Below are 12316 nucleotides of genomic sequence, written 5' to 3'. Positions count from 1 at the left end.
GGGCAGCGCGGAGGACGTGGTGCTGCTCGCCGCGCGCTTCGAATGACGTCGGTAACAGGTCCTTCGGCCCTGGGCCCGCCGACGCCACGGACCGGGCCTTCGCGCGGCTGCACACGGCCGCGGCGAGCGTCCCCCGGGCGATCCGGCACGATCCGGACGCCATCGCCGATCACGTCCTGCGGGCGGTGCTGCCCGACGGTCTCGACGCGGCGGGCAGCGCGGAGGACGTGGTGCTGCTCGCCGCGCGCTTCGAATGACGTCGGTAACAGGTCCTTCGGCCCTGGGCCCCCTTCCGTACGACCGTACGATGGAGGGGGCCCAGTGCCGTATCAAGGAGGATGACCGTGGCGGAAGAGCTCACTCCGGAGACCCCGGAAGAAGCTGAGGAGCCGATCGAGCAGCGAAAGAACGGCCTGTACCCGGGCGTGTCCGACGAGCTCGCCGAGAACATGAAGTCCGGCTGGGCCGACACCGAGCTGCACGACCTGCAGCCGATCCCGCAGGCCGCCGAGACCGCCGCCCGGCGCGCCGCGCTGTCGGCCCGGTTCCCCGGTGAGCGTCTGGTCGTCCCCGCGGGCAATCTGAAGACCCGCTCCAACGACACCGAGTACCCCTTCCGGGCGTCGGTCGAGTACACCTACCTCACCGGCAACCAGACCGAGGACGGCGTCCTCGTCATGGAGCCCGTCGCCGACGGTCACAAGGCGACGATCTACCTGCTGCCCCGCTCCGACCGCGAGAACGGCGAGTTCTGGCTCTCCGGCCAGGGCGAGCTGTGGGTCGGCCGCCGGCACTCCTTGAGCGAGGCCGAGAAGCTCTACGGCATCCCCGCCTCCGATGTGCGTGAGCTGGCGGACGCGCTGCGCGAGGCCAGGGGTCCGGTCCGGGTCGTCCGCGGTTACGACGCCGGGATCGAGGCCGCGCTGACCGACAAGGTCACCGCCGAGCGGGACGAGGAGCTGCGGGTCTTCCTGTCCGAGGCGCGGCTGGTCAAGGACGCCTTCGAGATCGGTGAGCTGCAGAAGGCCGTCGACTCGACGGTGCGCGGCTTCGAGGACGTGGTGAAGGTCCTCGACAAGGCCGAGGCCACCTCCGAGCGGTACATCGAGGGCACCTTCTTCCTCCGCGCGCGGGTCGAGGGCAACGACGTCGGCTACGGCTCCATCTGCGCGGCCGGTCCGCACGCGTGCACGCTGCACTGGGTGCGCAATGACGGGCCCGTGCGCCCCGGTGATCTGCTGCTGCTCGACGCGGGCGTCGAGACGCACACGTACTACACCGCCGACGTCACACGGACGCTGCCCGTCGACGGGCGGTACACCGAGATCCAGAAGAAGATCTACGACGCGGTGTACGAGGCCCAGGAGGCCGGGATCGCGGCCGTCAAGCCCGGCGCGAAGTACCGGGACTTCCATGACGCCGCCCAGCGGGTGCTGACCGAGAAGCTCGTGGAGTGGGGTCTGGTCGAGGGGCCCGTGGAGCGGGTGCTGGAGCTCGGGCTTCAGCGGCGGTGGACGCTGCACGGCACCGGGCACATGCTCGGGCTCGACGTCCACGACTGCGCTGCCGCGCGGGTGGAGACGTATGTGGACGGTGTTCTTGAGCCGGGGATGTGTCTGACGGTCGAGCCCGGTCTGTACTTCCAGGCCGATGATCTGACGGTGCCGGAGGAGTACCGGGGTATCGGTGTGCGGATCGAGGACGACATTCTGGTGACGGAGGACGGTCACCGGAATCTGTCCGCCGGGCTTCCTCGGCGGTCGGACGAGGTCGAGGCCTGGATGGCTTCGCTCAAGGGCTGAGTGTTGGATTGATGGCCGGGCACCGATGGGGTGTCCGGCCATCGTCGCGGGCTGCGGGTGTGTGGGGGTTGTTCGCGCAGTTCCCCGCGCCCCTAGGGGGGTTTGTGTGGACCTGCATGTAGAGCTTCTGTCCGCTGAAGGGCGGCGGGCCGGGCTTGAGCGGGCTCTTCGGGATGCTGTGCGGGAAGGGCGGCTGGCTCCTGGGACTCGATTGCCCGCCACCCGGAAGCTCGCTGATGAGCTGGGGGTTTCGCGGAACACCGTCAAGGGGGCCTACGACCAGCTTGTCGCCGAGGGGTACTTCACCGCTCGGCAGGGGTCGGGGACCGAGGTGGCGCCCTTGCCCTCCGATGAGTCCGCGCCCTCGGAAGCTGCCGCACGCGCGCGTGAGCCTCGGTTCGATCTGCGGCCCGGGAGCCCTGATGTGGGGGCGTTTCCTGCGGCTGCCTGGTTGCGTGCGCTGCGCCGCGCCATCGCCACCGCGCCCTCCCTGGCCTACGACTACGGCGACCCCCGGGGGCGGATCGAGCTGCGGACCGCGCTCTCCGGCTATCTCGGGCGGGCGCGGGGGGTGATCGCTCCCCCGGAGCGGATCGTCATCACCTCGGGGTATGTGCAGGGGCTCGCGCTGCTCACGCGCGTGCTGGACGGCGGCGAGCTCGCCATGGAGGATCCGGGGCTGCCGTTCCACCGGGACGTCGTACGGCGCAATGGTGGCGTCGTGGTGCCGGTGCGGGTCGATGAGCGGGGGGCCTGTGTGGACGGTCTCGGGGAGCCCGCGGCCGTCGTGGTGACGCCCGCTCATCAGTATCCGACCGGGGTCACGCTCCACCCCGAGCGGCGACGGGCGCTCACCGACTGGGCACGCGCGCGTGACGGGCTGATCGTCGAGGACGACTACGACGGGGAGTTCCGTTACGACCGGCAGCCCGTCGGGGCGTTGCAGGGCATGGCGCCGGGGCAGGTCGTGTACCTCGGGACCGCGTCCAAGACGCTCGGGCCCGCGCTGCGGCTCGGGTGGATGGTGTTGCCGCCGCGCCTTGTCGACGCGGTCGCCGACGCCAAGCTGCACAGCGACCATCACACCGAGTCGCTCGGGCAGTTGGCGCTCGCCGAACTGATCGGCAGTCATGCCTACGACCGTCATGTGCGCGCCTGCCGGCTGCGGTACCGCAGGCGGCGGGACCAGCTGGTGCACCGGCTCGGCGCGCGGCGAGGGGTGCGGGGGATCGCTGCCGGGCTGCATGCGCTGGTCGAGGTCGGCGACGAGGCCGAGGTGCTGGCGCGGGCCGAGGCGGAGGGGCTCGCGGTGGGGTCGCTCGGGGAACACTGGCACTCACCCGAGGGTGAAGGGCGGCCGCAGGGGCTGGTCGTGGGGTACGGCACGCCTCGGGAGCGGGTGTATCCGGAAGCGTTGGAAGCGCTGGGGAAGGTGCTCGACGCCAGGTGAACTGGGCCAGGTATTTTGGCACTTAGTGGTTCTGCACAGGGATCCAGTCCGCGCCTAGTGTCCTAGGCATGACGAACTCCCTGGTACCGCCCGCGGGTCCGCAACGCGTCCTGGCTCTGGCCCAGTTGGCCAACTCGGTCGGGGACGGCGCCTTCTATGTCACCTCGGCGCTCTACTTCACCCACGTCGTCGGGCTCGACCCCGCGCGCGTGGGGCTCGGGCTGACCGTCGCCTGGGCGGTCGGGTCGCTGGCGGGGGTGCCGATCGGGCGGCTCGCGGACCGGCGGGGGGCGCGGGGGACGGCGGTGCTGCTGGCCTTGGCGACGGGGATGGCGGTCGCCTCCTTCCTGGTCGTACGGGGGTTCTGGCCGTTCGTGGCCGCCGCCGTCGGCTACGCCACCGCGCAGTCCGGGCTCGCGGCGGCTCGGCAGGCCTTGCTGGCGGGGCTGGTGTCCGCCGGGGAGCGGACGGGGTTGCTGGCGCATCTTCAGTCCACGCTCAATGCGGGGCTCGCTGTGGGGGCGGGGCTGGGGGGGCTGGCGCTGCATGTGGGGACGCGGGGGGCTTATCTCGGGGTGTTCGCGTTGGACGCGGTGAGCTTTCTGCTGTGTGCGGGGGTGTTGGTGCGGTTGCCTTCGGTGGCGGCGGTCGGCTCGGTGAAGGGGAACGGGCTCGCGGTGCTGCGTGATCGGCCGTATGTGGTGCTGACGGTGCTCAACACCGTGCTGTTGCTTCGGATGCCGCTGCTGAGTCTTGGGCTGCCCCTGTGGATCGCCGAGCGGACGGCTGCGCCCACCTGGCTGGTGTCCGCGCTTTTCGTGCTCAACACCGGTGCGGTGATGCTGTTCCAGGTGCGGATGGCGCGTGGGGTGACCGGGGTCGCCACGGCCGCGGGAGCGGTGCGGCGGTCGGGGTGGGTGATGCTGGCGGCGTGCGCGGTGTTCGCGTTCTCGGCGGGTGTGCCGACGTGGCCGGCGGTGGGCGTGCTGGTGGCCGGCGCCGTGCTGCTGGTCGTCGCGGAGATGGGGCAGTCGGCGGGGGCCTGGCAACTGTCCTTCGACCTTGCGCCGGATGATCGGGTCGGGGAGTACCAGGGGTTCTTCGGTACGGGGATCACGGTGGCGCGTACGGCTGGGCCGCTGGTGCTGACCACGCTGCTGGTGCAGTGGGGGACGCCTGGGTGGCTGTTGTTGGGTGGGGTGACGTTGGTGGCTTCGTATGCGATGGGGCCGGTGGCGAGGAGGGCGGCACGGCCCCGGAACTACGTGGCGCCGGTCCCGGCACCGGCCCCCGCGTAGGCCACGACCGGAAGCGGGTCCAGGAACAGAGCCCCCGCCAGCAGCCCCGCGCTGCCGCGGGGGCTCCACGCGCGGGTGCGGAGGTCCGTGTCCAGTGCCGCCAGTGCCTCCGCTCCCTCGGCCGTCTCCGTACCCCCCGCGTCCAGCACCCCTCGCGCCGCCGCCTGTACGTGCCGTAGGCCTATCGGGCCCGCCGTGTACAGGAGTTCCGTGTCCTGGAGGGTGGACATGATCGTCAGTAGGGCGTTCAGGCGGCACTGGGGTTCTGGAATATTCGAGGCTCGGGAGGTCGCCAGTGCGGACAGCGCCCGCCGGACGTGGGGGAATCCTGCCCTTGCCTCTCCCCTCGCCCCTGCCGCTCCGTACTTCGCCGACATCGACGAGCCCCGGGAAGGTCTGCGCGGGGCCCCCTTGTCGGGGTGGGCGGCGATTCGCTTGGCCATGGCTGTGGGGTCCCGGGGATCCAGCGCCGCCCCCGCCACCAGCAGCCCCAGCGTCCACAGCGCACCCCGATGACCGCCGCCCGCCAGGCCCACGGAGTGCTCCGTGCCGCGGCCTGTCGCGCCCAGCTCCGCCCGTAGGGCCGGAGTCGGCTCGCCGGTGCGGCGGGCGGCTGCCGACATGGCCGCGAGGCCGGGCGCCAGTGCCTTCGCCGACCAGCGCAGGGCGTTGTGCTCCCGGTGGGACGGGCCCGGCAGCCCCGGCTTCCCGGTCAGCGCCAGCTGGTCCGTCAGCGCGGTCACCGCGGCCCGCGCCGACGCCTCGTCCTCGCGGCTCGTCATCGCCAGCCCGCCCGCCGCCACCGTGCCGCCGGTCACCGCGAGGGCGCGGCGCCTGGTGATCGAAGTGTCCTTGTGGTTTCCCGTCATGCACATGAACGTAGGAACGGCGCCCGTCAGGACCGTGAGCGGCGGCTGTGCGTGGGCTGAGAGTCCTGAGGAAGCTGAAATTCAGCGGGTGAGCGTGGGCGCCGGGGTGCGCGGCCACACCGTCCAGCCGTGGCGGCGGGCCTGTTCCCGCATCTCCGGGTCGTCGCCGACCACGACCGCCCGGCCGGTCATGCGCAGCAGCGGCAGGTCGGAGCTGTGGTCGCCGTACGACGTGGATGCAGCCAGGTCCAGCCTGCCCGTGGTCGCGAGGGCGCGGACCGCGTCCGCCTTCGCCTCGCCGATCATCGGGCGTTCCACCTGACCGGTGTACATGCCGTGCGCCGTCTCCGGATCCGAGCACACGACGATGTCCGCGTCGAGGTGCCGGGCGACGGGGGCCAGGCAGGCCCGGAACGAACCCGAGACCAGCACCACCAGGTCCCCCGCGCGCTGATGCCGGCGCAGGGCGGCGACCACGTGCTCGTTGAAGAAGGCGCCCTGGTCCAGCTCGGCCCGGAACCACTGCTCGGCCAGTGCGGCGACGGCGCGTACGTCCGCTCCGGCGTAGGAGGCGAAGTAGGCGCGGTTCGTCTCGGCGCGCGGGACCCCGGCGGCCGTCATGGCCTTCAGCCGCTGGCGCTCGTAGCGGTACGCCGACGGCGGATGCCCCTCGGCGGCCAGCCGGAACTCCAGGAACCGGAACATGCTGGTGACGTTGATGACGGTGCCGTCGACGTCGAAGAACGCGGCTGTACGTCGTCGCAAGGCGGTTCCCTCCTGGGTGAAATGGGTGTCCCGCCCCGCGCGGCCGACGGGGGGTCGAGGGCACGCGCGGGGCGGGAGCGGTCAGGCCGTCGCCGCCGCCTCGGCGGCTACGGGAGCTTCGGCCACCGGCAGCAGGCCCCGCTCGGCGAACACCCGCTTCGCCGTGCTGAGGCTGTTGAAGGTGCGCGGGAAGCCGACGAAGGCCAGGCCGTGCACCAGGGCGTCCACCACCTCCTGCGGGGTGACGCCCGCGTTCAGGGCCAGGTTCAGATGGAAGGCGAACTGGCGCTCGGTGTCGCCGAGAGCGGTGAGCAGCGACAGCGTGACCAACTGCCGCTGCCGGTCGTCGAGTCCGCCCCGGCCGTACAGATCCCCGAAGACGAACTCGGCGACGTAGCGGCCCATGTCGGGCGCCACGTCGGCGAGCGCCGTGAAGATCGCGTCACCCGAGTCGCCGAGTTCGAGGAGCTTGGCGTGGCCGCGCTCGAAGCGGGGGTTGCCCTTTTGTTCGTCGCGGATGTCGCGGGTCATACGGCGGGCTCCGCGTGGCGCGCGGTGAAGTCCAGGAGGCGCTGCCAGGCGTCGGCGCTGATGTCCTTCCACTCCGGGGCGCCGCCGTCGAAGAAGGAGTGCGGGGCACCGTCGTAGATCTTGTACTCGTACGGCTTGCCCGCGTCGTCCAGCTTGCCGCGGAAGGCGGCGAAGTCCTCCTGGGTGGTGGCGACGTCGTCGCCGGCGAGAAGGAGGAGCAGCGGGGCGGAGATGTCCTTGAGGCGGTCCTCGGCGAGGCCGGGAAGGCCGTAGAAGCCGATGGATCCGGCCAGTTCGAGGCCGCTGCCCGCGAGCCGCCAGGAGTGGCCGCCGCCGAGGCAGAAGCCGACCGAGAAGACGGTGACGCCGGGGTTCTTCTCGGTCAGACAGGCGACCGCGGCGCGGGCGTCGTCGGCCACGCTGTCCGGGACCAGCTGCTTGAAGTGCGGCTGCCACTCGAACTCGTCGTCGCGCGGCCCGAGTCCGGCGGTGCGCCCGTAGTAGTCGAGCACGACGGCGGCGAACCCGGCCTCGGCGAACCGGCGGGCCAGCTCCTGGTAGTAGGCGTGCACGCCGCGGATGTCCGGAAGGATCACCACGCCGCGTCCGTTGGGCTCACCCGGCTGCGCGTGGAAGGCGCTGAACGCCGTCCCGTCCTGGGAGGTCAGCTCGATCAGCCCCTCCTCGGCCACGCTGCCGGGGTTCTCGACGGCGGGGGGCCTGCTGTCGGTGCTGTGGCACATGGGGTGTTGGCCTCTCTTCGATGGTGATTGCGGGGGGACCCCGGATCCCTCACGCCGTGCGCAGAACGCCGCGGGAGCGGGCGCGGACACTGATGGCGCAGGTCAGTCGAGCGGTGCAGGTGCGTCTGCCGGAGCTGTCGGTGATGACGATCTCGTAGGTGGCGGTGGTGCGGCCCTCGTGCAGGGGGCGGGCTTCACCGGTCACCGTGCCGCCGGCCACCCAGCGGTGGTGGGTGCAGGACAGGTCCAGGCCGACCGCGTGGCCGCCGGGTCCGGTGTGCAGGAACGCGGCGAGGGACCCCAGGGTCTCCGCCAGTACGGCGTTGGCGCCGCCGTGCATGATGCCGACGGGCTGGCGGTTGCCGTCCACGGGCATGGTGCCGATGACCAGTCCCGGCTCGCAGCGCACCAGCTCGATCCCCATCTTCGAGACGAGCTGCTGATGGCTGAACTCGGGCGTCACGACCCAGGGGCCGAGCGTGATGTCGGACATGGCTGCCTCCCCGTGTGCGGCACTGGAATCCGTGTCCGCGAACACCTCGGACGCTAGTCAGTTCCGGGGGTCGGGAAAAGGGCGGCAACTGGTGGTGTCCAGGGTGGTGTTGGCAGTAACCGCATGAGCCGACTCTCGTTGCGGCGAAAGATTTCGGCTAGCTTCGAGCCCACCGGGAAGCACACCGAGAAACCGCCCCGCTGGGCCCGACACAAGGGAGTTAGCTTTGTCTGGAATACTGCCTGCCAAGGAATTACTCCTCGACTCGGTCGACGACTATCTGGGGCCCGGCGAAAAGCGGTTCTTCGGTTCCGGTTTCCGGCGTGTGCAGTACCGCTACGACAAGATCGAGATGACCGGCGGCCGGGATCTGCCCACCGAGCTCGGCACCCGGCTCGACGTCGTCTACCCGGCCGACTGGTCGACCAAGGCCAACAAGCGCGGCGACCTGCGCCCCCATCTGAGCACCGTCGACGGCCTGATCATCGCCGTGCACATGAGCGAGACGGCCCTCACCCACGCGCTCGGCCTCGGCCCGGTGAGCCGGCGCGCGGGCCGGGTGCTGTCGGTGCGGATCAAGGCGGGCACCGGGCCCGACGAGGAGCTGACCGGTCTTCCGGTGCGCACCACCGTGCTCGCGGTGCCGGTCCCGGACCGTGAGGGCGAGGCGCTGTCGCGGCTGCAGACCATGGTCGGCGCGATGCGGGTCCGCACCGACCTGCGCCATCCGCTGCCGGGGCCCACTGCCGGCGGCGCCTCCGCGGCCACGTACACCGGCCCGGCGGAGCTGCTCGGGCCGGTGGAGCGGCAGTACTACGGCACCGGTTTCGCGGCCCGGACGCAGAGCGTGCGCAAGGTCGCGGTCCGGGTGGCCGAGGCCCGCGCGCACGCGGTGGTGGACGTGGCCCAGGAGCCCGGCACCGTGCTCGCCACCGAGGGCACCGAGGGCCTGTACCAGCCCTTCGTCGGGCTGATCGACACCTTCGTGACCAGCCTTCAGCTCGGCCAGATCCTGCTGTACGAGACCGACGGGATCTCCCGGGGCGCCAGCAACACGCTGTGGATGCGCACGACCGCCCTCCAGGCGAGCGCGGAACCCGATCCCATCCGCTACGAGACCCCGCTCGATGTACGGCTGGAAAACAGCACGTTGCTTCGGCGGGACGAAGAGATCTGGCGGGCCGCCGACATCGTCGGACGCCTTGCCGGAAACACCGTGCGCTGCTCTGTCGCGCACCGGCTGCCCGACTGAATTCCCTTTCCTCCGACGCTTTCTCGACTGGAGCCTGTCATGCGTATCGCCATATCCGGCACGTATTCCTCCGGAAAGACCCTCACCTCGTACGCTCTCGCGCATTACGTGGGAATTCCGCGCACCCGTGCCCGCACCATGCGGGAGCTGCTGCCCGAGGCCGTGCCGGGCAAGACCCTGGAGCAGTGCACCGCGGCCGAGCTGGTCCAGCTGATCGTCCGCCGCCATGTGGACCGGGCCGTGCACGAGAGCCGCTTCGAGGGCTCGTTCATCTCCGACGGCTCCTCGCTGCAGGAGTGGATCTACGGCGCGGTGCGGGTCGTCGTCGGCATCAACCCCAACGACTCCGTGCACCTCAGCGAGCTGGAGAGCGTCGAACGCACCGCGGACATCCGGGTGTTCGACGCGGTCATGGAGCAACTGGGCATCGCCTTCAAGCAGCATGTGAAGCAGACGTACGACGTCTTCGTGCACCTTCCCAACGAGCTGGCGCTGGCCGCCGACGGGCACCGCCCCGTCAACGAGCGGTTCCGTTCCATGGCCGACGAGCGGCTGCTGGAGGTCGCGGCCGAACTCGGCATCCCCGCCCATGTGGTGGGCGGCACCGTCGAGGAGCGGCTGGTGGAGATCGCCCGGCTCTTCGACCTGCCGGCGCTGATGTCGCCGGAGGAGGCCATCGCGAAGGCGCAGGCCGAGTACGAGGCCCTCGACATGCGCACCGAGTCCGACCGGGCGTCGGTGATCGTGCGATGACCGCACGGACCGCCGTTCTCGCGGGCCTCGGCTCCGCACTGCCGCCCCGGGTGGTGACCAACCATGATCTGACCGCCCGGATGGACACCTCCGACGAGTGGATCCGCACCCGGACCGGTATCGCCGAGCGGCGGATCGTCGACCCCGGCACCGCCACCAGCGACCTCGCCATCGAGGCCGGACGGCGGGCACTGGACTCGGCGGGCGAGCCGGACGTCGGGGCCGTGGTGCTGGCCACCGCCACTCCGGACCACCCGTGCCCGGCGACCGGCCCGACCGTCGCCGCGGGCCTCGGGCTCGGCACCGTGCCCGCCTTCGACGTCGGGGCCGTGTGCTCGGGGTTCCTGTACGCCCTGGCCACCGGCGCCGGTCTGATCGCCTCCTCGGTGGCGGACAGCGTCCTGGTGGTCGGCGCCGACGCCTTCACCACCATCGTCGACCCCTACGACCGCAACACCGCGCCGATCTTCGCGGACGGCGCCGGAGCGGTGGTGCTGCGCGCGGGACGGGCCGACGAACCGGGCGCGCTGCGCCGTACCGAACTCGCCAGTGACGGGCTGCAGGCCGATCTGATCCGGGTGGCGGCCGGCGGCTCCCGGCAGCGCAGTCACCACAGCGCGGCGCTGCGCGAGGACCAGTACCTGACCATGCGCGGCGGCGAGGTGTTCAAGAACGCGGTGCTGCGCATGACGGAGGCCTCCCGGACCGTCCTCGACCGCACCGGCTGGTCCACCGCCGACGTGGACCTCCTCGTCGGCCACCAGGCCAACGTCCGCATCCTGCACGCCGTCGCCGAACAGCTCGGCATCGGCCAGGAGCGGGCCTACGTGAACATCGGGCACACCGGGAACACGGCCGCCGCGTCGATCCCGCTGGCCCTGGACGACGCGCACGGCGAAGGGCGGCTGCGGGCCGGGGACAAGGTGCTCCTGACCGCCTTCGGCGCCGGCACCACCTGGGGCGCGATCACTCTGACCTGGCCCGAGGGCCTCCAGTACACCGGACTGCCGCGCTCCGCCGCCGCCTGATCCGGACCGGCGCCCGCACCCCGCACACCTCACCCCCGCCTCACCGATCCACGCAAGCCCCGGAGCCCGGCTCCGAGGAGGGAGTACGAGATGCCTGTCACGGCATATCCCGGACTGGTCGCGTTCATAGCCGAGAAGGCCGAGATCCCCATCGAGGAGATCGACCCGGAGCGGACCCTGGAGGACCTCTCGCTGGACTCGCTCACGCTGATCGAGATCGCCCTGTTCATCCAGCGCGAGTACGGCATCGAGGTGCCGGAGGGCGACCTCGTCCTCGGCCAGAAGCTGTCCGAGTGGGCCGCCTACCTCGACGAGCGGAGCGGCCGGTGAAAGCCGTCGTCACCACCGGGTCCGGCGCCCCGGACATGCTGCGCCTGACCGAGGTCGACCGCCCCGCACCGCTGCCCACCGAGGTGCTGGTCCGCGTCGAGGCGGCGGGCGTCAACCCCGTCGACTGGAAGATCCGCGCGGGAGTCTTCCCGCCCGGCGCGCTCGGCGCCCCGCCGTTCGTGCAGGGCTGGGACGTCGCCGGAGTCGTGGAGTCCGGGCCCCGGGTGACCCGGTTCGAACCCGGCGACGAGGTGTTCGGCCTCATCGGCTTCCCTCGCCCGGGCGGCACCTACGCCGAGTATGTGACCGCGCCCTCCCGGCAGTTCGCCCGGAAACCGGTGGGGCTGAGCTTCGAGGAGGCGGCCGCGCTGCCGCTGGCGGGGCTCACCGGCTGGCAGACGCTGGTGGAGACCGCCCGGATCCGGCAGGGCGACAAGGTGCTCGTCACCGCGGCGGCGGGCGGCGTCGGCCACCTGGCCGCCCAGATCGCCCGGGCCCACGACGCCGAGGTCACCGGCACGGCCCGCGCCGAGAAGCACGACTTCCTGCGCGAGGTCGGCGTGGACCACCCGGTCGACTACACGGCCGGCCCCCTCCACCACATGGTCACCGGGCAGGACGTCGTCCTCGATCTGCTCGGCGGGGAGCACAGCTTCGAGCTGCTGCGCACCCTGCGCCCCGGCGGACTGCTGATCACCGTGATCGGACACGTCAGCCCCGAGCTCGCCACCCACGCCGCCAGTCTGGGCGTACGCGTGACGGGCTTCCTGGTCGAGCCCGACCACGCCGGGCTCGAAGCGCTCGCCGCGCTGGTAGAGGCGGGACGGCTGAAGGTGCGCGTGGACCAGGTGTTCAAGCTGGCCGAGGCCGCGAAGGCACACGAGTACGGCGAGGCGGGCCGCACCACCGGAAAGATCGTGCTCGTCCCATGACGTCGCCCCTCGCCGCGAACAGTCCGGCCGGACGCCGCGTCGCCAAGCCCAGTCCGGCGGTTCAGGTCGG

Annotated in this window: 13 protein-coding genes and 1 pseudogene; 9 read left to right on the top strand and 5 right to left on the bottom strand. The window is 71.7% G+C overall.

Features of this window, described 5'->3' with window-relative positions; all coding sequences use genetic code 11:
- From RMT89_RS06810 to RMT89_RS06795, 4 genes and pseudogenes are all read left to right on the top strand, one after another.
- Window positions 1-257, top strand: a pseudogene (locus tag RMT89_RS06810) (hypothetical protein); the annotation flags it as partial.
- An 81-nt stretch (window positions 258-338) separates the two neighbouring features.
- Window positions 339-1802 carry an aminopeptidase P family protein gene (locus RMT89_RS06805; RefSeq protein WP_315883002.1) on the top strand — a complete coding sequence of 488 codons (1464 nt, stop codon included), beginning with the start codon at window positions 339-341 and terminating at the stop codon, window positions 1800-1802.
- Between the two features lie 25 nt (window positions 1803-1827).
- On the top strand, window positions 1828-3252 hold the full coding sequence (locus tag RMT89_RS06800) for a PLP-dependent aminotransferase family protein (RefSeq protein ID WP_399497678.1): 1425 nt from the start codon (window positions 1828-1830) through the stop codon (window positions 3250-3252).
- A 68-nt stretch (window positions 3253-3320) separates the two neighbouring features.
- Window positions 3321-4550, top strand: a complete 1230-nt coding sequence (locus RMT89_RS06795; protein WP_315883000.1) for an MFS transporter — start codon at window positions 3321-3323, stop codon at window positions 4548-4550.
- Here RMT89_RS06795 and RMT89_RS06790 read toward each other — a convergent pair.
- The 5 genes from RMT89_RS06790 to RMT89_RS06770 form a co-directional block, all read right to left on the bottom strand.
- Complete coding sequence (locus RMT89_RS06790; RefSeq protein ID WP_399497681.1) at window positions 4514-5332, bottom strand: triphosphoribosyl-dephospho-CoA synthase; 819 nt, start codon at window positions 5330-5332, stop codon at window positions 4514-4516. The two genes, RMT89_RS06795 and RMT89_RS06790, sit on opposite strands and share 37 nt — an antisense overlap.
- 168 nt (window positions 5333-5500) lie before the next feature.
- Complete coding sequence (locus RMT89_RS06785) at window positions 5501-6184, bottom strand: HAD-IB family hydrolase (protein WP_315882998.1); 684 nt, start codon at window positions 6182-6184, stop codon at window positions 5501-5503.
- An 81-nt stretch (window positions 6185-6265) separates the two neighbouring features.
- The gene (locus RMT89_RS06780; protein WP_315882997.1) at window positions 6266-6715 is read right to left on the bottom strand and encodes a carboxymuconolactone decarboxylase family protein; all 450 of its coding nucleotides are present in this window, start codon (window positions 6713-6715) and stop codon (window positions 6266-6268) included.
- The gene (locus RMT89_RS06775) at window positions 6712-7458 is read right to left on the bottom strand and encodes a dienelactone hydrolase family protein (protein WP_315882996.1); all 747 of its coding nucleotides are present in this window, start codon (window positions 7456-7458) and stop codon (window positions 6712-6714) included. The genes RMT89_RS06780 and RMT89_RS06775 overlap by 4 nt, the downstream gene beginning before the upstream one ends.
- Window positions 7459-7507: 49 nt before the next feature.
- Window positions 7508-7951 carry a hotdog fold thioesterase gene (locus RMT89_RS06770; protein ID WP_315882995.1) on the bottom strand — a complete coding sequence of 148 codons (444 nt, stop codon included), beginning with the start codon at window positions 7949-7951 and terminating at the stop codon, window positions 7508-7510.
- Window positions 7952-8177: 226 nt separating this feature from the next.
- On the opposite strand from RMT89_RS06770, the gene RMT89_RS06765 reads away from it, so the two are divergent.
- From RMT89_RS06765 to RMT89_RS06745, 5 genes are all read left to right on the top strand, one after another.
- Window positions 8178-9203, top strand: a complete 1026-nt coding sequence (locus RMT89_RS06765; RefSeq protein ID WP_315882994.1) for an AvrD family protein — start codon at window positions 8178-8180, stop codon at window positions 9201-9203.
- 39 nt (window positions 9204-9242) lie between these two features.
- The gene (locus RMT89_RS06760) at window positions 9243-9956 is read left to right on the top strand and encodes an AAA family ATPase (protein ID WP_315882993.1); all 714 of its coding nucleotides are present in this window, start codon (window positions 9243-9245) and stop codon (window positions 9954-9956) included.
- Window positions 9953-10984 carry a beta-ketoacyl-ACP synthase III gene (locus tag RMT89_RS06755; protein WP_315882992.1) on the top strand — a complete coding sequence of 344 codons (1032 nt, stop codon included), beginning with the start codon at window positions 9953-9955 and terminating at the stop codon, window positions 10982-10984. The genes RMT89_RS06760 and RMT89_RS06755 overlap by 4 nt, the downstream gene beginning before the upstream one ends.
- A gap of 90 nt (window positions 10985-11074) precedes the next feature.
- A complete protein-coding gene (locus RMT89_RS06750) occupies window positions 11075-11314 on the top strand; it encodes an acyl carrier protein (RefSeq protein ID WP_315882991.1) in 240 nt (79 codons plus the stop codon).
- The gene (locus RMT89_RS06745; protein ID WP_399497674.1) at window positions 11311-12246 is read left to right on the top strand and encodes an NADP-dependent oxidoreductase; all 936 of its coding nucleotides are present in this window, start codon (window positions 11311-11313) and stop codon (window positions 12244-12246) included. The genes RMT89_RS06750 and RMT89_RS06745 overlap by 4 nt, the downstream gene beginning before the upstream one ends.
- The last annotated feature ends 70 nt before the right edge of the window (window positions 12247-12316 follow it).

The sequence above is a fragment of the Streptomyces sp. P17 genome (assembly GCF_032436805.1).
Taxonomy (GTDB): Bacteria; Actinomycetota; Actinomycetes; order Streptomycetales; family Streptomycetaceae; genus Streptomyces.
The sequence above is the reverse complement of the archived record's forward strand: the minus strand, read 5'-3'. Positions and strand labels throughout refer to the sequence as shown.